Here is a 23,744-nt window from a genome sequence, read left to right as displayed (position 1 = left end):
AGCAACGCGCAGCCAGCACGTTCACACGCGCAGACGCAAATCATTGAGACGAGTAAAATCGAAGTCGCGTGATAACGCGAACTTACGAGGATAAGCGCTGTTTAAGCCGCCTATGAAGTGAAATCACCACAACGATAAACGTTGCAGCTACGGCCAGTCTCCTACGGTATGGAAGCCGCTCTCTGGCTGGGTATAGTGAAGCCCAAAGCAATGTTGGGCTTGAAGTAAAAGTGAGCTTCATCGTCATGCTCATAGCGGCTCTGACGACATCTGCTTTCAGAAGTTAAGCAGATTTACCACGCTTTTAATCGCGCTCCCTTCTTTTCAGGTTACAGAAGGGTATCGTGTGGTCGCCCGAAGGCGTCAGTCTCAGACCACGCTCCATTCCTTATGACTTTGGCAGTGTGACCACCCGAAGGCGCTTCTCACAGGTCACTCATATCATCCCGATACTGGAAACATTGGTGGCTGTCATCGACAGCAGGGTTTCACGGTCAAAAATACGACAAAGGTTTGCAGACTTCAAGCGCTTTGACTCTGCCTGAAAAGCGAGTAATCTAGCACCAAGTGCTATAGTTAAGGTTACAGGATGTCGACCTGATGCGTGTATTCAAAACCAAATGGTTCACTAAAGCGGCTAAATCCCACGCCATCAAGGATAGTGAGTTATGTGAGGCTATTGAGGCAGTGATGCAAGGGAAAGCCGACGATCTCGGCGGCGGCGTTTATAAGAAGCGGCTGAACCAGAATCGCGATCGCGCCATCATACTGGCGAAAGGTGGACAGCACTGGTTTTACACGTTCCTGTATGCCAAGCAGGATATGGCGAATATCGATAATCGTGAACTGGCCGGATTCCGCGAGTTGGCGAAGCACTACGCAACCCTTGCCGATGAAAAGATTACGGCACTGATTAAGAGTAAAGAACTGGTGGAGATTAGTCATGACCGCAAAAAGTAAATTTAAGAGTCCTGCATTTGAGGCTATCCATAGCGCGGCTTCTGGATTATTCAGCGTCGACGCTATTCCACAGGAAACCATGCGTAACTTTGACAAAGCGTGCCTCAACAGCGTGGACGATCTTCAGCCTATTGAGATCAAAGCGTTGCGTGAAAAGCTGAAAGTTAGCCAGCCTGTTTTCGCAAGCTACCTGAACACTAGTGTTTCAACGGTGCAGAAATGGGAAAGCGGCGTAAAACGCCCTAGTGGGTTGTCGCTGAAATTGCTTACCGTGGTGCAGAAACATGGGTTGAAGGTATTGGTTTGATGTTTTTTAATTATCCTGCCATGCTGGCTTTTAAGCTATATACAGCTTTGGTAGTATCATATTGGTGTCAAAAATGAATTATACTGATCTTGCTAATTATAAACAAAATAGGGAGTTTTATGAGTAGAATAGATTATAGTTCTTGGCCACGATTGTCGTTATCTGTATCAAATTTACGACTTGACAAAGAAAATCCAAGAATTCCAAGTTACATTACAATTAGAACAACAAAAGATATACTAAATTATTTATTCCAAAATGAACGAATTGAAAGGCTTGCACATAAAATTGTAGAAAAGGGGTTTATATCACACGATCCTATATATGTAGTTAAAGAGGGTGAAAACTACGTAGTGGTAGAAGGAAACCGCCGAGTATCTGCGCTGAAATGTTTGATTGATCCAGAATTAGTTCCTTCACCAGCTAAACGACGAAAAATCGAATTATATAAAAATCGTCTAGGCTCCGATTTGATAGAAAAAATAGATGTATTTGTTGCTCCATCAAGAAGAGCCGTTGAAAATGTTCTTTTTGAATTACATGCAGAAGGAAAGCTTCAGTGGAGTAGACAGCAAAAAAATAAATTTATTGCTAGTATTGGTATTGACAGTGGTGAGTCAATTCAGGATATTGCAGAAAGATTTAATGTTAAAGTTATAGAAATACAAGATTCAGTCCAAGAGTACCTTTTAGAGAGATATTTTACAGAGCTAGAGTTACCTACTGATATTGAAGATAAAGCGTTAATGTCAAAATTTAATATTAGTACTATATCTAGGTTGGTTAATTCAAAAATATTTAAAGAAAAAACAGGTTTTAGAATCGAAGAAAATAGATTAAGAACAGATACTTCTAAATCGTATTTCAACGCATTGCTGAGACAGTTTGTAATTGATATTGTTACAAAGAAAATTGATTCTCGTAAGTTAAATACAAGTAAGCAAATAGATTCTTATATTGAAAGCGAGATGGAGAAGATACCTGTAGGAATACATGATGGAAGTGTGGATTTTACTCCAGATAATAGTAATACGAAGGTCTCATCGGATGATGTTGAGATTAGTAAACCTCGAAGAAAACCTAAGGAAACCTTAATTCCCAAGGGAGTGAATTATATTACTGGAAGCGATAAGTTAGATATATTGATTCAAGAAGCACAAGGCATGCTTATTGATACGTATAAAAATTCGGCTGCTTTATTGTTACGTTCAATTGTTGAAATATCAGTAGTAAGAATTTTTGAAATTCATGGGAAAAAAGATCAGTGTCTGAACGGTAATGGAAGAGTTAAAAATCTTTCTGATAACATTAATGCTCTCGTGAAGAGAGATGTATGGTTTACTAATAAGGCTTATCTGGCCGACTTAACAAGATTTATATCTAAAGATAGTGCTAACTGGAATTCTTTAGACTCATTGAATCGTTATGCGCATGGTGAATATACCCTACCAGATAGGGATATGCTAAAATCAGTTTGGTTAATTGCAAAACCATTAGTTACAATTTGTGTTGAACATCAATCTAAGCCAAAGAATATATAAATAGTGGTTTTTATTACGAATAATATTGTATAATACAAAAAGTACATGTTATTTTTAGGTGAGCTATGCCAGTAACTTATTCCCCTCTTCGCTACCCTGGAGGTAAAACAGCCATCTATCCGATGGTTTCAAATATAATCCAGAATAATTCACTAAATAAATGTAAATATGCCGAGCCATATGCTGGCGGTGGTGGGCTTGCGCTAGCTCTTCTTTTTGGTGGGTTTGCTGAAGAGATTCATTTGAATGATCTAGATCGTTCAATTTGGGCTATCTGGCATTCTATTCTTAATGATACAGAAGCGTTTATAGATAGAATAGAAAATACCGAGATAACTATTGATGAATGGTATAAACAAAGAAATATTCAAAATAATAAGAATAGCGCTAATGTACTAGATTTAGGATTCTCATCATTTTTCCTCAATAGGACGAATAGATCTGGAATTATTTTAAAAGCTGGTGTAATTGGCGGGCTAAAACAAGAAGGTGATTACAAGCTGAACTGTAGATTTAATAAAGATGATTTAATAAAAAAAATAGTAAAAATAAAAAAACATAAAGATTCTATAAAAATTTATAATGAGGATGCAGTAGATTTTATAAAAAAAATAGATGATCGCAGCGGAAATGATTTTTTCATGTATATAGATCCTCCATATTTTGAGAAGGGGGCTAGTTTATATACGAATTTTTACAATGAAAATGATCATGCCGCTTTATCTAAAGTTATCTCATCTATTAGAGTTCCTTGGATATTAACTTATGATAATGCATTAAAAATAAAAGAAATTTATAAAATAAATAATATGTATGAATTCTATTTGAATTATAGTGCCGCAAAGAAGCGTATCGGTACTGAGTTGTTAATTGTTTGCAATGATATCAATATCCCTGAGAACCTCATAGGTGATAAAATTATCAAGTTATCTTAGTGATTTTTTAATTATAGCTAAATGGTTTTTATTTTATAGACAATATTAAATAATTAAATGGCAGTGTTATTCAAGTATTTTATGTGGAAAAATAGCTCATTTATTATTTCTATCATTAGTATGGTTTTAAAACCCTTATTGTATAAAAGGGGTCAATATGGTGGTCATTAAATCCATTTGTTTATTTTAAGTGGCTATTAATCAATGTATTAAATTTAGTTGCGAGTCCGGCCTTCGCACCATCGTATGAAAATCAAGTCACCTTAGGGTGTAATGCCGATCAGTTAAGGATCGGTTGACCGATCCAGTGGATGTGTAAAAATCCGGAAATGCTCACCCGTTTCCGGATTTTTTTATGCACATTGGACAGGCTCTTGATCTGGTATCCCATTACGACTCTTTGCGTAACCCACTGACTTCTCTGGGGGATTATCTCGACCCCGAACTCGTCTCACGTTGTCTCGCCGAGTCCGGCACGGTCACGCTACGCAAGCGGCGTCTCCCGCTTGAAATGATGGTCTGGTGCATTGTCGGCATGGCGCTTGAACGTAAAGAGCCCCTTCACCAGATTGTTAACCGTCTGGATATTATGCTGCCGGGTAACCGTCCCTTTGTCGCCCCGAGTGCCGTGATTCAGGCTCGCCAGCGCCTGGGAAGTGAGGCCGTTCGCCGTGTGTTCACACAAACTGCACAGCTCTGGCATAGTGAAACGCCACATCCACACTGGTGTGGCCTGACTCTGCTGGCCGTGGATGGCGTGGTCTGGCGAACGCCGGATACACCAGAAAATGATGCCGCCTTCCCGCGCCAGACACATGGCGGAAAACCGGGACTCTATCCACAGGTAAAAATGGTCTGCCAGATGGAGCTGACCAGCCATCTGCTGACGGCAGCAGCCTTTGGCACGATGAAAGAGAGTGAAAATGCGCTTGCAGAACAGTTGATAGCACAGACAGGTGATAACACGCTGACTTTACTCGATAAAGGCTATTACGCACTGGGTTTGCTGAATGCCTGGAATCAGGCGGGGAAACACCGGCACTGGCTGATCCCGCTGAAAAAGGGGGCGCAGTATGAAGAGGTCAGGAAGCTGGGTAAAGGTGATCATCTGGTAAAATTGAAAACCAGTCCACAGGCCCGTAAAAAGTGGCCGGGTCTGGGGGAGGAAATCACAGCACGGCTACTGACACTGACCCGCAAAGGAAAGGTCTGTCATCTGCTGACGTCGATGACGGATGCGCTGCGCTTCCCTGGTGGAGAGATGGCGGACCTGTACAGCCACCGGTGGGAAATCGAGCTGGGCTACCGTGAGATAAAGCAGACGATGCAACTGAGCAGGCTGACACTGCGAAGTAAGAAACCTGAGCTCGTGGAGCAGGAGTTATGGGGAGTATTACTGGCCTATAATCTTGTAAGATATCAGATGATTAAAATGGCAGGACATCTGAAAGGATACTGGCCAAATCAGCTGAGCTTCTCAGAATCGTGCGGAATGGTGATGCGAATGCTGATGACACTACAGGGTGCTTCACCGGGCCGCATCCCGGAACTAATGCGTGATCTTGAAAGCCAGGGACAACTGGTGAAATTACCGATAAGAAGGGAAAGGGCCTTCCCACGAATAGTAAAAGAAAGGCCCCAAAAATACAGTAAGGCCCGTAGATAAAATGCCAGTCAGTCGCTTAACTGACTGGCATTACACCTTAGGGTGGCTTTTTTTATGTCCAAAATTCAGCAGCTATACCTTCTTCCTTAGCCTCTTTTCCCTTAACCCCCCCTAAACTATCCAGCCTTTCTTAATCACAAAGAAGCACAATCACCATGTAAAGAGCGTGTACCGAAAGGCGGATTGTATTTATGCTGAAACCAGATTTCGTCTATGCGTTATTCATACAAGTCATGCATTTTTAATAAACGGGAGCAGAGGAGGATCTAGTGGAATTAATCGTGACGCACGACATTACCGATAACGATCGGGAAGCACTTTTTGCGGGCCTGCGAAGCTACAACCATCGGTTTATTAATCCTGCCTCTTTTGGGCAATTGGGTATTTTTCACCGCAATAGTGCTGGAACTATGCTTGGCGGATTGATCGCTACACGTAAAGGCTTATGGTTGTGTATTGATTATTTGTGGGTGAGTGAAGAATCCCGTGGTCTGAAGCTCGGCAGCACGTTGGTGAAGGAAGCGGAACAGGAGGCGATGCGTCTTGGGTGCCGTCATGCGCTTGTGGATACCTTTAGTTTTCAGGCGCTTCCTTTCTATGAAAAGCAAGGTTATCAACTGCACATGTCTTTACCCGATTTTCCTGAAGAAGGCATGTTTAGGCACTATCTCATAAAGCAAAATATGCAGTCTGCATGATAGTTCTCCGCCCATTGACCAATGACAAAGTTGCGCTGGCATCACCTTCTTTATAATCAGGCCCGTTTCTCTTCTCACTGGTGTCAACGCATGGCTTATCAACTTAACCTTAACTGGCCCGAATTCTTAGAAAAATACTGGCAAAAACAACCTGTTGTATTGAAGAACGCTTTCCCGAATTTTGTTGACCCAATTACGCCGGATGAGCTGGCGGGTCTGGCGATGGAGGCGGAAGTCGACAGCCGTCTGGTCAGCCATAAAAATGGCCAGTGGCAGGCTAGCAACGGGCCGTTTGAGCATTTTGATAATCTGGGTGAAACCGGTTGGTCGCTGTTGGCTCAGGCGGTGAATCACTGGCATGCGCCGTCTGCTGAACTCGTGCGTCCGTTCCGCGTGTTGCCGGACTGGCGTTTGGACGATCTGATGATCTCCTTTTCCGTTCCGGGCGGCGGCGTTGGCCCGCATATCGATCAGTACGATGTCTTTATCATTCAGGGAATGGGTAGCCGCCGCTGGCGCGTGGGTGACAAGTTGCCGATGCGCCAGTTCTGCCCGCACCCTGCGTTGCTGCATGTCGATCCTTTCCCGCCGATTATTGATGAAGATCTTGAACCGGGTGACATTCTCTATATTCCGCCAGGTTTCCCGCACGACGGCTTTACTCACGAAACTGCACTCAACTATTCCGTGGGGTTCCGTGGGCCAAACGGCAGAGACTTAATCAGCAGCTTCGCTGACTACGTGCTGGAGAACGATCTCGGTGGTGAGCATTATAGCGACCCGGATTTGACCTGTCGGGAGCATCCGGGGCGGGTTGAAGACTATGAGTTTGGCCGCCTGCGCGAGATGATGATCGAGGTGATCAATCAGCCGGAAGCGCTGAAACAGTGGTTCGGTCGTTTTGTGACGACGCCGCGTCACGAACTGGATATCGCTCCGGCGGAGCCACCTTACGAGCAGGACGAGATTGTGGGGGCGCTGATGGACGGTGATGTGTTGACGCGTCTGAGCGGGCTGCGGGTGCTGGAAGTGGGTGGTAGCTACTTCATTAACAGTGAACGGCTGGATACGGTCGATCCGAAAGCGGCTGATGCGTTATGTCGCTATACCGTTCTCGGTAAAAAAGAGCTGGGTGACGCGCTGGAAAATCCGGCGTTTGTGGCTGAGTTAACCGGGCTGGTTAATCAGGGATACTGGTTCTTCGACGAATAATATTCTTCTCACTGGCGGCTTCTGAGTACATCGTTGCAGGGTTGGCCTGGAGCCGCGTCTTAGCTTATGAATGGTTTGCTATTGCTAGCAATTAGTTATTGATTGAATTAATTGGCAATGAGTAAGTGGGCTATCTTTTAGGGTGATGTGAAATCAACCCACCCTGGAGAGATGTCATGTTCCATTCACCTCAGATACAGCGAAGCGTATTGACGTTATTTTTTGTGATATCGGTCGGTATGTTGCCTCTGCGTTCTTCTGCAGAGGCGGACACGCCCGGTTCTTTGATTGAAAAAACGACGCTGGATGCGAAAAATGGCCTACAGGAAGCAGCAGAACAGTATCTGATTCGATACCGTTCGTTGAGCGGCGTGGATGGCAAAAGCCCACGGGAAGACACCGGTGCTGTGTTTATCCCGAAAGGCGAAGCGCCAAAAGGGGGCTGGCCCGTCGTCGTGTGGGCACATGGGACGGTCGGCGTGCAGACAAGCTGTGCGCCTTCTCTTAATCCACGTTCCGCGCGTGATGCACAGTATCTGAATACGTGGCTGTCGCTGGGGTTTGCCGTCGTGGCCCCGGACTATGCGGGGCTTGGATCTCCTGGGTTGCATCACTATCTCAATGCGCGAGGGGAAGCGTGGAGCGTGCTGGACGGCGTGAAAGCCGCGCTTGGCGCATTCCCGCTACGCAATCAGTTGACCATTGTGGGGCAGTCGCAGGGGGCTCATGCGGCCTTTGCAAGCGTGGGGTATCAGCCTGACTATGCGCCGGATCTGCATATTGTCTCAACCGTGTTGACCGGCGTCCCTTATTTTGATGATAAGACCTCTGCGGCGGCACTTTTCGCCGGGGGCGGTGGGGTGAAAGAGGGCGGCGATCCCAAAATTCCCTATGCGATGTACATCTATCTGTCAGCCGCTGATACAGAAAAAGGGCTGAATGTTGATGATTACTTCACGCCGAAAGCCGCTGCTGATGTGTCCGCCGCGCGTGAAATGTGTATCGATGCGTTAACGAAAAAAGTGATGGATGATGGCCTGAATGCGGGCAATAGCCTGAAGCCCGCAACACAGGGATTACTGGAAAGCCAGACGGCAAGTCTGCGCTATAACACCCTGAAAATCGCCCATCCGGTATTTATTGGCACCGGGATGCAGGATATTGACGTACCGGCCATCATGCAGCGTGCATTCGCGCGTGATGTCGCTAAAGCCGGAACGTCCGTTGATGTGCATGAATATAAGGGGATGAATCATGATGAAACCGTTAACGTTTCACTACGTGACTCCGTTCCTTTCGTACTGAAAAATCTGCATGCTGACACGAAAAAACACTAAGTGACGTTTTTACCTCAACGTCCCGGTGCGACTGCCGGGACGTTATTCTGCTCGCTATCGGTTGTTTTTTCTGTTTATCAATCACGTGCCAGCCATCGACGCGCCGCCTGATTCTCCCGGCGGTATTGCCGCTGCCGATACCCTAACATCCCCCACGCCAGCAGGCCGTACAGCGCGGCCAGCATCCACAAATGCCACCAGAAAGCGTCGATCTGAGAAAAATCAGCGCCCATCTGATTAAGGCGTAATATCCCCTGAATCGTAAAGACGGCAGGTATCCACTGCGCCAGCCAGTTCAGAGGGGCCGGGATCATTTCTACAGGCCAGATGAAGCCAGAAAGAAAGACAATTGGAATGGAAGAGAGTAGCACTGCCTGACTGGGGAGATCTTTGCGTGTAAAGGCGGCTCCCAGTACTACGCCTAGCCACAGCGTCGAGAGCAGAAAGGGCAGTGTAAACAGCAGCAGTTGGCTCATGCTGGCCTCGCGTGCGATGCCGTAGGCATCCAGACAAAAACCGAGCATATAGAGTAGCGACAGCAGGTAGGCACCGCCAACGACTGCGGTGCGTGCCAGCAGTAAACGCCACGGTGTCGCGTATTGCCAATAGTGAACGCCGCCGGACTGCGTGCGCTGGTTTTGTCCGGCACCGAGCAGGCCGCATCCCATCAACAAAATCTGATGCAGTATCAACATGAAAACACCGGGAACCACGTAGTCGACATAGCCCATGGTGGGGTTAAATACCGGCACGGTATTCAGCGTGGTAGCCTGCCACTGTGAGCTGGCGGCAGGTATGCCTTCCCCCTGAGCAAGCAGCCGTGCGACTTTAACCTGTGCGCCCGCGGTGCCACCGACCGTTGCCAAAGACTGCGCGATCGCGCCGTAGATCAGAAAGTAGCTGGCATCGGCTGAATAGCTTACCGTGACGCTTTTTCCCTGCATGATATCGCGGTAGAAGTGGCGCGGAATATAGAGAATCCCTTTTGCTTCGCCATGCAGAAGCAGCGCTTTGGCTTCATCCAGCGTATTGCGCTGTGCCACCAGTCGTACCTCCGGCGTGGAATCGGCCATAAACGCCAGACGGCGCGAGAGCTGCGTTCCATCTTCATCCACCAGCACCACCGGCAGTTCGCGCGGCGTCTGGGCGAGGTAAGGTCGCGGATAGAGAAAGGAATAGAGCAGGATCCCGCCGAACAGGGTGAGCAAGAGGGTCGGATCTCGCAGTAAGCTGCGTAGCTCAAACCGGATGAGGGTGGCGAGGGTCAGCATGCTATCTCCTTGCCACTGGAACGGTAACGCCAGAGAGTGAACGGTAGCAGCAGCCAGAACAGGGCGAGCGCTGCCAGTGCGGGCGCGATCTGCATGATACCGGCACCGTAGCTGGTGATGGCAATCGCGATATCGCCATAGTGCGCGACGGGCAGCAACTGGCGCCAGAACGTGGCAAATGTTTCCATCGCTGCCGCAGGAAAGGTGATGCCCATAAACGCCAGTCCGGGAGCCATTAACGCTCCGACAATCGAAACGGTGCGTGCCGGATCGCGAATTAGCGCATAGAAAGCCATACCTAGTGCGACGCAGGCACCCGCGGTCACGCCGATCGAGACAACGAGCAGCAACGCTGAACCGTTAAGTGGGTAATCGAGCAGGCTATACAGTCCATAGCTCCATAGGCCACCCCATGCCCAGCCGATTAGCCAGTGCGTCAGGAACTTAGAACCGATGGCGGCGCGGTTCTCTGGCACCCAGAGTGTTCCGTGCCGATCCTCCCGTGCCAGCGTATTCATGCCGTATAGTGCGAGCAGAATCGACCAGATCGAGGGGATGATCGCGTTCAGCAAAAACTGGGCGTAGTTGGAATTTTGGTTAAACAGCGCGGTAATCTGCCCGCCAATGGGTACCGCCAGTCCTTTGGCTTCAGGAACGGCTGCCCCTTGAGCCAGCGCCTGCACCACGGCAATCTGCCCGTTGAACGTCCCTGCGACCAGCGCCAGCGAGCTGTTGATGACTTTGGCAACCAAAACGAATTGCCCGTTATTCCAGGCGGTCACGGTGGGTAAGGTTCCCTGCCGCATATCACGCTCAAAGTGGCGTGGGATGACCACCAGTGCATAGATCTCGCCGCCGCGCAGCGAGGAAGAACCTTCCGCCACCGCCGTGAATTGATGACTCAGGTTGAAAGAGGGGGAAGCATGTAGCGCTCTGGCAAACTGGCGTGACATCGTGCTGTTGTCCAGATCGACCAGGCCGATAGGGAGTTCGCGAACAATCGCCCCGGATAGCGTCCACCAGGTCATCAGCATCGTGACAAGCGGCAGCCAGAGCGCTAAAGCCATCCCCCATCGGTCGCGCCATAGTGCGCTCCATTCGCGCATCATCACATTTCTACCAGTGCGCTCATGCCGACGCGCAACCCATTAATCGGTTCAATTGGACGCGCCTCCACTTCGAACGTTCGCATGTCGAATCCTTGTCGGGTATCCGTTGCGCGCCACGTGGCGAAATCCCCCATGACGGACACGTAAGACACCTTAAACCGGAATGTCTGGTTGTTCAGCGCCGGGATACGTGCTTCAAACTCGGTGCCCATCGCAAAGCGCTCAAGGAGATCTTCGCGTACCGCCAGTTGGATCCAGATGTCGCTCATGTCCAGCAGCGTGACCACAGGGAAGCCCTGTGGCGCAATTTCACCGCTGCGTAACAGCACATTGCTGACTTCGCCGGTGTGCGGGCTGACGACGCGAGCTTCTGCCAGATAGGCCTCCACTTCGGCGACGGAGCCAGCGGCCATACGGGCTTTTTCCTCTGCGGCGACCTGAGTTTCTTTCCGCGTACCTTCCTGCGCCATTTGATATTCCTGCCACGCCATCCCTTCGGTATAGCGTGCGGCATCCCAGGAGGCTTTGGCTTCATCCCTTTTTTGCAGCGGCAACACACCTTCCTGATAGAGATTTTGTACGCGCAGATAAGTCTTATGGCTTAACTCGGAACCGGCTTTGGCCTTTTGCCATTGATCTTTGGCGGCGGCGATCTGCTGCTCCCGCGCGCCTTTTTGCGCTTCCAGCGCCACGGCACCTGCCGCGGCTTCACCCGCTTTCGCCTGTTCCAACTTCGCATCCAGCTCCGGCGTCAGGAGTGTGAAGACGAGATCGCCCACGTCAAGCTGCTGGCCTTTTTGTACCGGCACTTCTGCAATACGGCCAGCCACTTTTGATGACACCGAATATTGCTGTGCTTCGATTTGTCCCTGTAAGCGAATTGGTTCGGGCTGATAGGCGAGCCAGAAACGATACGCTATCCAGACCACCACAATCAGCAGAACAGCTTGAAGGAACCATTTGCGCTTTGAACGCGAAAGAGATTGTGTCATGGCATCACCTGTATGGCGTGTTGGGTCTGGTAGTCAGAGAAGCGGGTTATCTGGCCGGAAATGGCCATCAGTCTGGCGATGGAAACCACGTAACGATAGGCGGCGGAGGCTCGCTGCGTTTTAGCTCCTGCCAGCTGGTTTAGCGCATCCACGACGTCCAGCGAGGTAGACATGCCCTGCATAAACGCCTTGTTGCGTAACCGGACGTTCTCTTCGGCCAGTTTTTGTGTCGAAGACAGGGAATTGAACTCTTCCAACGCCAGGCGGGCTTCCCGCCACGTACTCTCGACCATTATCTCAAGGTTTTGCCGCATATCGGCTTCCAGATAGTTAACCTGCATTTCTGCGCTTTTCGCGGCGGCGATATTGTCGGAGCGGCCTTCACGGCTGATGAGTGGGACGGAAACGCCGACGCCCACCATCCAGTCCGGTGTCGTTCTGGCGGCCAGCGTGTCCTGTTCATAGAGTTGATAGTTGCCGAACAGAAACACGTCGGGGGCGTATTTGGCGCGTTCAATACGGATTAGATCCTTGGCCTGATCGCGCTTGGCGGAGAGCACTTTTAAGCCGGGATGGGTATTGAGCGTTTGTTTCACCAGCGCAGGCAGTTCGGGAAGCGCTTTGTTGACGAACAGCGGAGAGGAAGGCGTTGCGCCTTCGGTTTTGATGAGCTTGGCGAAGACCATTTCGGTTGTCTCCATGCTCCGCCGCGCCTTTTGTGTTTCGATACGCGCCATGTCATAAGCAGATTGGGCAGACAGCACCTCGACTCGGGCGATTTGCCCCTGTGCTTCCAGTTTGCGAGCGTGGTCATAATGCTGCGCCATGCCTTTCTCGATATCCTGACGCGTTTTCATTACCTGATGCGCCATCACCACACCGTAGTAAGTCTGTGCCAGCGCCTCAAACTGTGCCAGCGTGCGGACGATCAGCATTTGCTCTGCCTCGTTGACCTGCGCGGCGCGGATCGACTGTGCCGCATCAATCCGTCCTCCGGTGAATAACGGCCAGACGACCTGAACGGAGCTGGTGACCACATTTTGCTCTGTAAAACGGGTGACAAAAGGATTACCGCTGATATTAATCAGCTGATTGAGCGCGGCAAAGATGTCCCGGTGATTCGACAACGGGTTTAAGTCTCGCGCATCCAGTTCGACGGGTTTATCAAGGCGGGTATAACTTGCGCCCACGTTGACCTGTGGCCAATAGAGGCCTTTGGCGGATTCTTTCAGAGACTGTGCGCGATCGACCCCGGCGTGTTCGGCGGCAATGCTGTCATCGCTTTGCAGCAGTCGGGCCCAGGCCTGATTAAACGAAATGGTTTGCCCCCATGTTGTGGGTGACCAGCACTGCAATAGCAGCAGTGCGATGGGGAAATAAGTCAGAGGCCGGATTTTTTTGTGTGTTATTCGAGGCATGCCAGGTGAAATCATCCTTTTACCCAAATAGAGCCAAATTGATAAACATAAGCCCGCTGAAAAAGCACAAGGCTTGTCCGTGTGCAGATGGTGATAATGGCTGTAAAAACGCGTCTGGCGGCAGGTAAACAAACCGCGTATTGCGTCTGATGTGTTCCGTATTATTTTTCGGGGATGATTTAGTGTTGGTCTAAATTCCCAATTATTCAAATAATAGAAGAGGTTAAATTGGAGAATTTATTGAAGCGGAAATAAAACCTGTGAACCACGTTTATTACGCAGATAACAATGATTATTTATTGGTAAATAATTAGCCAAAAAAGGCCCGGAGTGTTCTCCGGGCCCGTATTGCAGCGATCTAAAAAGTGACAGAAAACGAAAATTAAACGGCTTCGTTTTCGTCGGTGTAGCGTTTGGCTTTGTAGGCTGGGTGCATCAGGTTCTGGATGGAGAAAATGTCGTCCAGCTGTTCTTCGGTCAGCAGGCCGCGCTCCAGCACCACTTCACGCACGCTCTTACCGGTTTCGGCACAGATTTTCCCGACGATATCGCCGTTGTGGTGACCGATGAACGGGTTCAGGTAGGTCACGATACCGATAGAGTTGAAGACGTAGGCTTCACACACGTCTTTGTTAGCGGTGATGCCGTCGACGCATTTTTCCAGCAGGTTGTAGCAGGCGCTGGACAGGATCTGGATGGATTCGAACATGGCTTGTCCGATAACCGGTTCCATCACGTTCAACTGCAACTGACCCGCTTCTGCCGCCATGGTGACGCAGGTATCGTTACCGATGACCTTGAAGCACACCTGATTGACGACTTCTGGGACAACCGGATTAACTTTGGCTGGCATGATGGACGAGCCGGCCTGCAATTCTGGCAGGTTGATTTCGTTCAGGCCAGTGCGCGGGCCGGAAGACAGCAGACGCAGGTCGTTACAGATTTTCGACAGTTTTACCGCTACGCGTTTCAGAGCACTGTGCATCATCACGTAAGCGCCGCAGTCGGACGTTGCTTCGATCAGGTCTTCAGCCGGTACGCAAGGCAGGCCGCTGACTTTTGCCAAATGTTGAACGGCCAGTTTCTGGTACTCATCCGGCGTGTTCAGACGTGTACCGATGGCGGTAGCGCCCAGGTTCACTTCCAGCAGCAGCTCGGCGGTGCGCAGCAGGTTACGGTTTTCTTCTTTCAGCAGTACGTTGAACGCGTGGAATTCCTGACCGAGAGTCATTGGCACCGCGTCCTGCAGCTGGGTACGGCCCATTTTCAGAATGTTTTCGAACTCTTTTGCTTTACGCTCAAAGCCATCGCTCAGTTGGGTAATCGCCTCAACCAGTTTCAGGATGGAGGTGTACACCGCGATGCGGAAGCCGGTTGGGTAAGCATCGTTGGTGGACTGGCATTTGTTCAGGTGGTCGTTCGGGTTCAGGTATTGATATTCGCCTTTCTGGTGGCCCATCAGCTCCAGACCGATATTCGCCAGCACTTCGTTGGTGTTCATGTTGACTGACGTACCCGCGCCGCCCTGATAGACATCGACAGGGAACTGATCCAGACATTTACCGTTATTCAGCACTTCATCACAGGCTTGCAGAATAGTGTCGGCAATTTTACGCGGGATGGTTTGCAGTTCTTTATTCGCCAGTGCGGCGGCTTTTTTTACCATTACCATAGCGCGGACAAATTCTGGAATATCGCTGATGGTGCTATTACTGATATAAAAGTTCTCAATCGCACGCAGCGTATGGATACCATAATAGGCATCAGCAGGGACTTCACGGGTACCTAACAGGTCTTCTTCAATACGGATATTCGTTGACATGGATCTTCTTCCTTTTTCTTGTTCGATGTACATAGCATCGTTTTCAATATTAAGACTCTGATTTTTTAGGGTTTGTCTTTCCTGTTTTTTGGTTTTCAGGTAACACGAACCCATCACGATTTTTATAAAATCATGACTAAAAAGCGTTCTCGGGGAGACGAACATGGAATTAGCATCGTTAAATGGCTAGTAGTGGATATATTCCTCCATTTTTGCTACGTCTCCCAATCGTGAATAGTTATATCTAACTGTTATTCCGTATTATCCGGGTTGATCTCAACCAGCTTTTCTATTCCGCGGTTCAGCGTTTTCAATTTCGGAATAAATACGGTTTTAATAATATCGTGTGTGACATCGCACGCTTCTTCAAAGAACGCGCTGTATTCATCACGGTGCCCGACAATATACAGCGAGCGTTTGATATTCAGCTGTTCCGGCATATGCGTTAGCACCTCGCGAGAGTGTGCAACGGATTGCAGGAAACTGAGCGGGGTGGTTACCGCCCAACCGATACCTGCCGCCACCATCGACGTTAAGGTATCTGCGTTATCAAATTCGAGCATGTTCGGTACGCGGACATCGATGCGGCGCAGATAACGCTCAATCTGCATGCCAATCTGCGAATTCCGATTAAAGCGCACCAGCGGTAGTGCGGCGGAAAGCTCACGGATGTCCTCAACCGTTTTGATGCGTTTGCGGTAATCCGGCGGCGTGATAATGAAATAGCCTTCGGAAAACAGCTGATGACGCACCACGCTATCGCTGTCGATCAACGGGTCGCTGGTGACAATCAAATCCAGCTCGCGGCGCATTAACGCTTCACCCTGCTGCGGGCTGAGCCCGGTGCGAATCAGCAACTGCGATGAACTCTTCATCAAACTCTTGGTAAACACCGAACCGCAGGTGATGGCAAACGAATCCACCAGGCCGATACGCAAGTCGGGTTTTATCCCTTTTCCCGCCTCTAGCACCTGCGCTTTGAGGTTTGCGATCTCCTCCGTCAGGATTTCTCCCCGGTTTTTCAACGCAATGCCGTAGGGCGTCAGGACAAAGGGGCGACGAGCCCGGTTAACCAATTTGACGCCGAAATCTTCTTCCAATAAGCGGATCGTCTGCGAAATGGCAGAGGGCGTCAGGCCTAGCCGCGCGGCGGCTGCCGTCATGCTTCCTGCTTCCGCCATAGTCACAAAGACATAGACGGCGTACATATCGATCGATTTATTGGCGGACACTGTGCGTTTAACCATGTGAGTTTGCCTACGCTGCAAGGTGAATGTCGTCGAAATATGAAGCGTTAGTCTATCTCATCTCGCTGACTACGACCTCGCTAACTGTTGTCAGAATAGTCGGCTAACTTCAGAAAAAATACAGGTTGCATCACTGATTAATTTTTTCTTATTTCTAGCTTTAGCGGATCTGAAGATAAAATGAATGACACGGTGTGGCTGCTAGAGCACCGATTGTATTCTTCACCTTGTTAGTGTTGTTTTTATACATAAATACAGGGGATTGCGGATTTTGCTGTTATCCGGCGTAAAAAATTATGCTGAGGAGATAGCTGGCTTCGGATGAGCCGCAGGACGCGGCGAAAGCTTGCGCCACGTAGGGAACGTGTCGCAAGCGGTCCGCTAAGTCAGATACCGACGAAGGTACCGCGTCAGCGGCATAATTTCCGCCGAAAGCCTGGGGTCACGGGGCGAGCGGCGTGTGAGCCGTCCCGTGTCGGGCGCGTGCTACGAAGTCGCATGAAAATGACGTCATTATCGCGCACGAAACTACCTCAACGGCAGCATAAAAATGTGGCTAAGACTCAACCTGGTTAGTTATAACGTATTGTTTTTACTGCGTAGTGAGACGCGAATCACCCACTAGTGTTGCTGTACGAACGTGGCGTTCCGCCTGCTCACACATTTCCAGCAGTGCAGGAATTAGGTGTGCGGTGGCGTTGAGGCAGGCGCCTAGCTGGCTGAGGCTTTCCTGTGGCAGTTCCACGTCGTTTTGTAGCGTGTCGCCGAGGTAATGCAGGCCGTGGCATAAGCCTTCGACCGATTCTGCGGCAATCGCGCCGAGGTCGCAGAGCTGAACGTCATCTAACTGCGCGAAAGGCAGGCTGGCGATCAGGTCGCGGAAAATGGTAATGGTGCTGTCAGCGGATGTGGCGTGAGTGTCCGTCATGTTTGAATCTTCCATTGCTAGATAATTATTTCATCACGCCTTCAGGTTCCAAACTAAAGGTGTGACCCAGACAGGGTTGGAACACCGGATCTAGCGACCGGCCAACCTTGCGGTTGCCCTGCCTGAGCCACGGATTAGAGTGTGCACGTAGCCCCTGAAAAAACAAAGCGTTTTCAGTTCTAGATAGTCGGGGTTCCAAGCCCGGCTGCGGATGTTGCCGCAGCACAGAGACTGTATTCCAACGGCGGAAAACGTGAAATAGGGTGGATGGATTTACAGTGGAATTACAGTGCGTTTTGGAATGGGGTTCGCAGAAATGGCTGAAAGCCTCGTCGCTGGCAAACCGCGATACACGGGGCAACCACAGGGGTGAGACGTCCCTGCGGGAACCTCCCCCTGTGTTTCCCCTAAAATGAGGCGACTATGCTGCCTGTGGGGGCGGAAAAGCGTTCTGTTTATCGAGCGCTATCTTATGGAACCAATCAGCTCAACACATGATAGCGATAGAGCATTTTCTCAAGGTCCTGTTTCATACTGACGAAAAGCAGGATCTCTATGACGCCATTCTCTTCATCAACATCATACAAACAGCGAAAATCATCTTCTACTGAGAGACGTTCACGGAGCGAAATTCCCTTATCGGATAATATCGCGTTGTGCCTGTAGCGTGCAGGATCTTGAGAAATGGCCTGTATGGATGATAAGAACAACGATTCAGACCACGTAGCGGCCTGCGCAATACCGATATAGTGAGATTTATAAGACTCTGCGTCCTGCAAAGACCAGACAGCCGCGGGAGCGACTTTAATGGTGTACGAACTGGCCAAATTGGCTCCTTATTTTACGTTCGCGCTTCACGTAATTTTTGTAAGGCTTCCTCTGCGGACATTCCCTGACCGTTTTTAATTTCTTTCTTGGCCGTCATCACCAACTTCAAGAGTGCGTTAGATTGCCTTTCTCTTTCTCTCTCAAGCAGTTCTGCTTCCCGTTCTGCCGCCGTTTGCACGAAGAGTTCTGCGGAGCCGTTCTTCGTTATATAAACACCTCCCTGGAACAGTTCAGGGTTGCCAAGGCCTTCACGGGCCGACTTCTGAGACATTGTGGTTTTCATATCATCTGCCTTAATTAAAACAATCGCTTATAGCAAATATGGCTATAAGCGGTAGGCTCTTGCCATGTGGTGATAACAAAGACTTTCATCTTGCTGTTACCTGAGGGGAACAGAATAATTATATCGTAGCCTACACGTAAGGTATAAATTTATGATGAATTTATACCCGCTTCAACCCCTCCCAGTTCAGCCCAAAACGTGCCAGATACTTACGCAGTCGGTCAGCGTCGTTGGGCTTCTGTTTTTGCTGGCGTGAAACGGCGAATAACTGGCGACCGGCTTCGGAGAGCGAATTGGCGGTACGACAGACGTCGAGCACGGTTTCAAGCTGGCGCTGTTCAAACAGATCGATATTGGCGAGTTCTGGCGGTAGCGCGATTGCTGGCGCATCACTTCGCCAGCTTGCTCGCAGGCGGGCAACTTCTTCCTCTACCAGTGCAACGGTGATGCGGCCTTGTTCTGCCAGCGTCGCCATGCGGGCGATGGAAGAGCCGAGTTCGCGGAAGTTGCCACGCCATGCGGCCTGCGGTGAGCAGGCAAAGGTGAGGTAGCGTTGCCGTGCGTCTTTATCGAAGCGAATCTGCGTTTGGTGATCGCGTGTGAAGCGCTGGAGTTCGTAGTCAAGATTCGGTTCGATGTCTTCCCGCCGTTCCGCCAAGCCCGGCAGTGGAAAGGTCCACATATTGATACGGGCGTAGAGATCTTCACGAAATTTACCCTGTGCAATCCACTCGTGCAGGTTGCGGTGCGTACCGGCAATCAACTGGAAATCGCTGCCGACTTCTTTATCCGAGCCAAACGGTAAAAAGCGCTTTTCTTCAATGGCCTTGAGCAACATCGCCTGCTCATCCAGCCCGAGTTCAGCGATTTCATCCAAAAACAGCATCCCGCCGTCCGCTTCACGTAAGAGCCCCGTTCTTGCTTGTAATGCACCGGTAAATGCGCCTTTCACATGGCCGAATAATGTCGACATCGCATTGTCGCCGCGCAGCGTGGCACAGTTAACCGCAACAAACCGACCACTGACCAGATGGCGAGACTGGCGTAACTGATAGATACGTTGGGCCAGAAAGGATTTCCCCGCACCGGTCGGGCCGGTCAGGAGCATCGGCGCGGTAGAACGCAGCGCGACACGTTCAATCTGGTCGATCAGCGCGTTGAACGTGCTGTTGCGCGTTTCTATACCCGATTTCAGGAACGAGACAGAGCGCTCTTGCTCGTGCTGAAAGCGGCTGGTGAGGGTTGCGTAGCGGCTGAGATCCAGATCGATAACGGCATAGATGCCCTGCGGTGCGGGACGATCCGCTTTCTCTCCCGGTGCGGTTTGCAGCAGCTTGGCGGGTAGGTAGCGGGCTTCGGTCAGTAGGAACCAGCAAATCTGCACGACGTGAGTACCCGTGGTGATATGAATGAAATACTCTTCGTTCTCAGTATCGAACGGGTAGCGGCTCGCAAAGTCCAGAAAGGCGCTGTAGACCTCTTCCAGATTCCACGGATCGCGTAACTCAACGGTCTGAAGCGTGACCTGCGTAGCGGGTGACACCACGGCGATATCCTCCGCCACCTGCTGCGCCATCCCCTCGTTGCGTGACTGATGCAGCAGCTCCAGTCGATCGACCGGAAAATCCGGCTGCTGGCATAGGCCGACGGTAGGCCGCCATTTTGTCCAGCGATTCTCCCGTTTACCTCGTTTGTCCAACGTGGTGCCCAGCACACCAATGACGACGTGACGCTTCATGCTATACCTTGTTATAAATTATTATCCTATGGGATAAATTTACCTGTTCTTTTGTTTCGTTGCCAGTTTGCGTGTTTTGTTTTTTATCTATTAACTATCAATTGGTTATATTTTTATTTTGTCTATTTCAGAAAACTGGCACGCCTTTGGCAATACCTATAGCGAATAATGACAAACAAAGAGAATGAAAATGGAAGAGATGAAAACGCAGGATTACGACATGATGTCACCCGTGAATAGCGCACCGGTAAAAATGTGGACGCAGGGCGTGCCTGTGGAACCGGAAGCTCGCGACCAACTGCTGAACACAGCCAAAATGCCGTTCATTTTTAAACATCTGGCGGTGATGCCGGATGTGCATCTGGGAAAAGGATCGACGATTGGTAGCGTGATTCCCACGCGTGGCGCGATTATCCCGGCGGCAGTTGGTGTGGATATCGGTTGCGGGATGATTGCGGTGCGTACGTCACTGGTTGCCAGCGACCTGCCGGATAATCTGATGGGGCTGCGTAGCGCGATTGAACAGGCGGTGCCGCACGGACGTAGCGTAACGCGCTCCAAGCGTGATGTTGGTTCCTGGCAGAACCCGCCGCAAACGGTGGATGCGCACTGGTCGCTGCTGGAGCCGCGTTTTAAACGTTTGACGGATAAATACCCGCAGTTGCTGAAAACCAACAACTACCAGCATTTGGGAACGCTAGGAACGGGTAACCACTTTATTGAAATCTGTCTGGATGAGGTCGATCGCGTGTGGGTGATGTTGCACAGCGGGTCGCGTGGTGTGGGGAATGCGATTGGGTCGCTGTTCATCAAGCTGGCGCAGGAAGATATGCAGCAGCACATTGCGAATCTACCGGACCGTAATCTGGCGTATTTCGAGGAAGGAAGCCTGCACTTTGACGATTACATCGAAGCGGTGGAGTGGGCGCAGGATTTTGCTCGTCATAACCGTGAAGTGATGATGTCGCATACGCTGGCGGCGCTGTCTCGTATTGTGACGAAGCCGTTTACCACTCAGCAGGAAGGCGTGAACTGCCACCATAACTACGTGCAGCGCGAAACGCACTTTGGTGAATCGGTGCTGATCACCCGTAAAGGGGCGGTGTCGGCGCAGAAAGGTCAGATGGGGATCATTCCGGGGTCAATGGGGGCGAAGAGCTTTATCGTACGTGGATTGGGGAACGAAGAGAGCTTCTGTTCCTGTAGCCACGGTGCGGGAAGAACCATGAGCCGTACTGCCGCGAAAAAACGTTTCACCGTGGAAGATCAGATTCGTGCGACCGCACACGTCGAGTGCAGAAAAGACAGCGACGTTATCGATGAAATCCCGATGGCGTACAAAGATATCGATAAAGTGATGGCGGCACAGTCATCGCTGGTGGAAATTGTGCACACGCTGCGTCAGGTGGTTTGTGTGAAAGGATAAGAAGAGGGCAGGGAATATGGCATCGTACGATTTACTCCTGCACCAGTTAGAAAAGCTGGTGGCCTCACCAGATAACTATTATCGGCCCGCGCAGGCTGATGCTCTGGGTTCAGCGTCACACCTGATAACGCTCACGCGTCACTATAACGGGCATATTCGGCAACGTGCGGTGCTGTGTCTGGGTTCTATGGATGAGGTTTCGGCACTGCCGGCACTGATTGAGCGGGTGAATGATTGGGCTGAGCCGGTACGCCGTGCGGCTAAACAGAGCGTGCGGCTACTGTTAACGCCGGATAACACCGCGCATTTCGTCGCCAATTTTCCTGCCATTTTCTGGCTGTTGCAGTGCCAGCGAGAAGATCATCAGCCGCTGGTGGATGAGATCGTGAGCTTTTTGTCTGAGGAGGCACACGCGCCGTCGCTATTCGCGGGGTTGTGCTCGGAAGACAAAACCGTCGCCCGATTATCACTGGATATTCTCGCTGAGCGTGAGTGCTTCCCGTTGAAGCAGATCTTTGGGCAGGCGATGTTGCATCACGATCCGTTAGTCAGGGTGAACGCGGCGCGGTATCTGCTAAGTGCGGACAAGGACGTCGATCACGACGTGTTGACCATTCTGTTGAAAGACTCGTTCGCCCCCATCAAGCAGGTGGCGTTGCAGTATGTGATAGACAATGCGTTCCCCGTGTCTGAGTCTCAACTGATTGCTTTACTGTTTGATAAGAATGCATTGGTGCGTCAGCGAGCCTCAGCGTTACTGCGCGAACGAAACGACGATCCGGTTGCGCATTATCTTGCGGCACTGGATCGGGCGAGTACCGTTACCGTGCGCAAAACCACGCTCTGGGGGCTGGATGAGCATCGCTATGACGGCATTGTGGCGCTGGCGGAGCGCAATCTGGACGAACGTTATCCCAGCCTTTACTACAGTGCGTTGCGCATTCTTATTCTGCGTACGGGTGACGATGCACGTGAGCGGCTGCTGGATTCTCTGCGCAATCCTTCGATTGCTATTACGAAGGTGGCACGGAAGCTGTTTTACCAGCAGAAAATTTATCTGTCGCTGTCTGAGCTTCAATGTTGTCTGGACAGCGCGTCTTCCAGAGAACACGTTGAGGTGTACTACTTTCTAGCGCACAAGCTGAATAAATGGGATTGGCTGGTGTTCCTGCTGGATAATGCTAAGTCAGAGAATACTGCACTAACGCAGGCTGGCGTGGCGTACTGGGTACAGCGGTTCAACCGTTCGGGTATGTTACCAAATACCCGACAGCAGGCACATTTACGGACGCTGCTTGATGAAAACCCGCACGTCATCTCGCGCGACAGCCCCTATATCGCCCTGTTTTTGTATAGCTAATTTTCGTATGAAAAAAGAACAGGAAAAAGTGGAGAGGATCGCGTAGAGTGACAACACAATTGACACCACGGAGGCGGAAATGAGTACCATCCATTTCAGAATCGATGAAGAAACCAAGCAACTGGCGATGCAGGCTGCTGATCGTCATCAAGTGAGCCTGACGGAGTTGATGCGACAACGAGCAGAGGAATTGGCAGAAGAAGAACGTCAGTATCAGCGCAACGCGGGTGATGAATGGCTGGAAGCGCAGATTCAGGACGCGTTTTCTCGTTATGATGCGGGTGAAGGTGAGTTCGTCAGTAATGAAGACGTCAGCCAGAGAATGGATGCATTGAAAGCGCGGGCGGCGCGGGGTGAGCTGTGATATTTAAGGTCCGATGGGAGAAGCAGGCACTGGCAGATCGTGAAGGAATATACCGCTATCTGTATAAAGAGGTGGGGTTGGATGTTGCGAATGCGGCGGATGAAAAGTTTATCTCATCGGTATCGTTGCTCGAAGCCACGCCAGAAGCCGGTCTTGATATCGGAAAATCGGGGGAACGGCGGAAATTGGTCCTGACGCGATTCCCCTTCATCATTATTTATGCACTCAAGCGAAAGATAAACGAAGTGCATATCCTGCGTATATTACATACCTCCCGCAAGCTATCGGCATCTTACCGATAA

General features: G+C 50.2%; 21 protein-coding genes and 1 pseudogene. 12 read left to right on the top strand and 10 right to left on the bottom strand.

The genetic code is table 11. The features are described from left to right. The first annotated feature begins 600 nt into the window (after positions 1 to 600). From I2D83_RS19830 to I2D83_RS19795, 8 genes and pseudogenes are all read left to right on the top strand, one after another. The gene (locus tag I2D83_RS19830; RefSeq protein WP_039522019.1) at positions 601 to 960 is read left to right on the top strand and encodes a type II toxin-antitoxin system RelE/ParE family toxin; all 360 of its coding nucleotides are present in this window, start codon (positions 601 to 603) and stop codon (positions 958 to 960) included. Next, positions 944 to 1,267, top strand: a complete 324-nt coding sequence (locus I2D83_RS19825; protein WP_205947183.1) for a helix-turn-helix domain-containing protein — start codon at positions 944 to 946, stop codon at positions 1,265 to 1,267. The genes I2D83_RS19830 and I2D83_RS19825 overlap by 17 nt, the downstream gene beginning before the upstream one ends. Before the next feature lie 119 nt (positions 1,268 to 1,386). Next, positions 1,387 to 2,808: a ParB N-terminal domain-containing protein gene (locus tag I2D83_RS19820; protein ID WP_205947182.1), complete on the top strand. Its 1,422-nt coding sequence runs from the start codon at positions 1,387 to 1,389 to the stop codon at positions 2,806 to 2,808. 65 nt (positions 2,809 to 2,873) lie between these two features. Continuing rightward, entirely contained in the window at positions 2,874 to 3,743 is an 870-nt protein-coding gene (locus I2D83_RS19815) for a DNA adenine methylase (protein ID WP_205947181.1), read from the top strand. A gap of 355 nt (positions 3,744 to 4,098) precedes the next feature. Further along, positions 4,099 to 5,429 (top strand): annotated as a pseudogene (locus tag I2D83_RS19810) (IS4 family transposase). Between the two features lie 249 nt (positions 5,430 to 5,678). After that, the gene (locus tag I2D83_RS19805; RefSeq protein WP_205947180.1) at positions 5,679 to 6,107 is read left to right on the top strand and encodes a GNAT family N-acetyltransferase; all 429 of its coding nucleotides are present in this window, start codon (positions 5,679 to 5,681) and stop codon (positions 6,105 to 6,107) included. 90 nt (positions 6,108 to 6,197) lie between these two features. Further along, positions 6,198 to 7,319, top strand: a complete 1,122-nt coding sequence (locus I2D83_RS19800) for a ribosomal protein uL16 3-hydroxylase (RefSeq protein WP_205947179.1) — start codon at positions 6,198 to 6,200, stop codon at positions 7,317 to 7,319. A gap of 176 nt (positions 7,320 to 7,495) precedes the next feature. Further along, the gene (locus tag I2D83_RS19795; RefSeq protein WP_181845039.1) at positions 7,496 to 8,656 is read left to right on the top strand and encodes a lipase family protein; all 1,161 of its coding nucleotides are present in this window, start codon (positions 7,496 to 7,498) and stop codon (positions 8,654 to 8,656) included. A 77-nt stretch (positions 8,657 to 8,733) separates the two neighbouring features. Here I2D83_RS19795 and I2D83_RS19790 read toward each other — a convergent pair whose 3' ends face one another. From I2D83_RS19790 to rtcR, 10 genes are all read right to left on the bottom strand, one after another. Further along, the gene (locus tag I2D83_RS19790; RefSeq protein WP_205947178.1) at positions 8,734 to 9,927 is read right to left on the bottom strand and encodes an ABC transporter permease; all 1,194 of its coding nucleotides are present in this window, start codon (positions 9,925 to 9,927) and stop codon (positions 8,734 to 8,736) included. Further along, positions 9,921 to 11,036, bottom strand: coding sequence for an ABC transporter permease (locus I2D83_RS19785; RefSeq protein ID WP_205947177.1), 1,116 nt, complete (start codon positions 11,034 to 11,036; stop codon positions 9,921 to 9,923). Before I2D83_RS19785 ends, I2D83_RS19790 begins: the two co-directional genes overlap by 7 nt. Continuing rightward, positions 11,036 to 12,028 (bottom strand): HlyD family secretion protein, encoded by a 993-nt coding sequence (locus I2D83_RS19780; RefSeq protein WP_181845041.1) that lies wholly within the window; start codon positions 12,026 to 12,028, stop codon positions 11,036 to 11,038. Before I2D83_RS19780 ends, I2D83_RS19785 begins: the two co-directional genes overlap by 1 nt. Then, positions 12,025 to 13,446: a TolC family protein gene (locus I2D83_RS19775; protein WP_012773110.1), complete on the bottom strand. Its 1,422-nt coding sequence runs from the start codon at positions 13,444 to 13,446 to the stop codon at positions 12,025 to 12,027. Before I2D83_RS19775 ends, I2D83_RS19780 begins: the two co-directional genes overlap by 4 nt. A 382-nt stretch (positions 13,447 to 13,828) precedes the next feature. Further along, positions 13,829 to 15,268, bottom strand: a complete 1,440-nt coding sequence (aspA, locus tag I2D83_RS19770; protein ID WP_012773111.1) for an aspartate ammonia-lyase — start codon at positions 15,266 to 15,268, stop codon at positions 13,829 to 13,831. 251 nt (positions 15,269 to 15,519) lie between these two features. Then, positions 15,520 to 16,515 (bottom strand): LysR family transcriptional regulator, encoded by a 996-nt coding sequence (locus tag I2D83_RS19765; RefSeq protein WP_012773112.1) that lies wholly within the window; start codon positions 16,513 to 16,515, stop codon positions 15,520 to 15,522. 592 nt (positions 16,516 to 17,107) lie between these two features. Continuing rightward, positions 17,108 to 17,443, bottom strand: a complete 336-nt coding sequence (locus I2D83_RS19760; RefSeq protein WP_205947176.1) for a hypothetical protein — start codon at positions 17,441 to 17,443, stop codon at positions 17,108 to 17,110. 482 nt (positions 17,444 to 17,925) lie between these two features. Further along, positions 17,926 to 18,270: a type II toxin-antitoxin system RelE/ParE family toxin gene (locus I2D83_RS19755; RefSeq protein WP_181829916.1), complete on the bottom strand. Its 345-nt coding sequence runs from the start codon at positions 18,268 to 18,270 to the stop codon at positions 17,926 to 17,928. Positions 18,271 to 18,284: 14 nt separating this feature from the next. Next, on the bottom strand, positions 18,285 to 18,554 hold the full coding sequence (locus tag I2D83_RS19750; protein ID WP_181829915.1) for a hypothetical protein: 270 nt from the start codon (positions 18,552 to 18,554) through the stop codon (positions 18,285 to 18,287). A 160-nt stretch (positions 18,555 to 18,714) separates the two neighbouring features. Continuing rightward, positions 18,715 to 20,292 carry an RNA repair transcriptional activator RtcR gene (rtcR, locus tag I2D83_RS19745; RefSeq protein ID WP_205947175.1) on the bottom strand — a complete coding sequence of 526 codons (1,578 nt, stop codon included), beginning with the start codon at positions 20,290 to 20,292 and terminating at the stop codon, positions 18,715 to 18,717. Between the two features lie 190 nt (positions 20,293 to 20,482). Between rtcR and I2D83_RS19740 the strand changes: the two genes are divergently transcribed. The 4 genes from I2D83_RS19740 (at position 20,483) to I2D83_RS19725 (ending at position 23,744) form a co-directional block, all read left to right on the top strand. Next, a complete protein-coding gene (locus I2D83_RS19740) occupies positions 20,483 to 21,718 on the top strand; it encodes an RtcB family protein (protein ID WP_161502920.1) in 1,236 nt (411 codons plus the stop codon). A 16-nt stretch (positions 21,719 to 21,734) separates the two neighbouring features. Next, positions 21,735 to 23,078, top strand: coding sequence for a HEAT repeat domain-containing protein (locus I2D83_RS19735; RefSeq protein ID WP_205947174.1), 1,344 nt, complete (start codon positions 21,735 to 21,737; stop codon positions 23,076 to 23,078). Between the two features lie 79 nt (positions 23,079 to 23,157). After that, positions 23,158 to 23,442 carry a damage-inducible protein J gene (locus I2D83_RS19730; protein WP_039522416.1) on the top strand — a complete coding sequence of 95 codons (285 nt, stop codon included), beginning with the start codon at positions 23,158 to 23,160 and terminating at the stop codon, positions 23,440 to 23,442. Continuing rightward, entirely contained in the window at positions 23,439 to 23,744 is a 306-nt protein-coding gene (locus I2D83_RS19725) for a type II toxin-antitoxin system RelE/ParE family toxin (RefSeq protein WP_205592211.1), read from the top strand. The genes I2D83_RS19730 and I2D83_RS19725 overlap by 4 nt, the downstream gene beginning before the upstream one ends.

Origin of the sequence: Pectobacterium aroidearum (assembly GCF_015689195.1) — a bacterium.
Taxonomy (GTDB): Bacteria; Pseudomonadota; Gammaproteobacteria; order Enterobacterales; family Enterobacteriaceae; genus Pectobacterium; species Pectobacterium aroidearum.
Note: the sequence above shows the minus strand (reverse complement) of the source record. Positions and strands in the feature narration are given on the sequence as shown.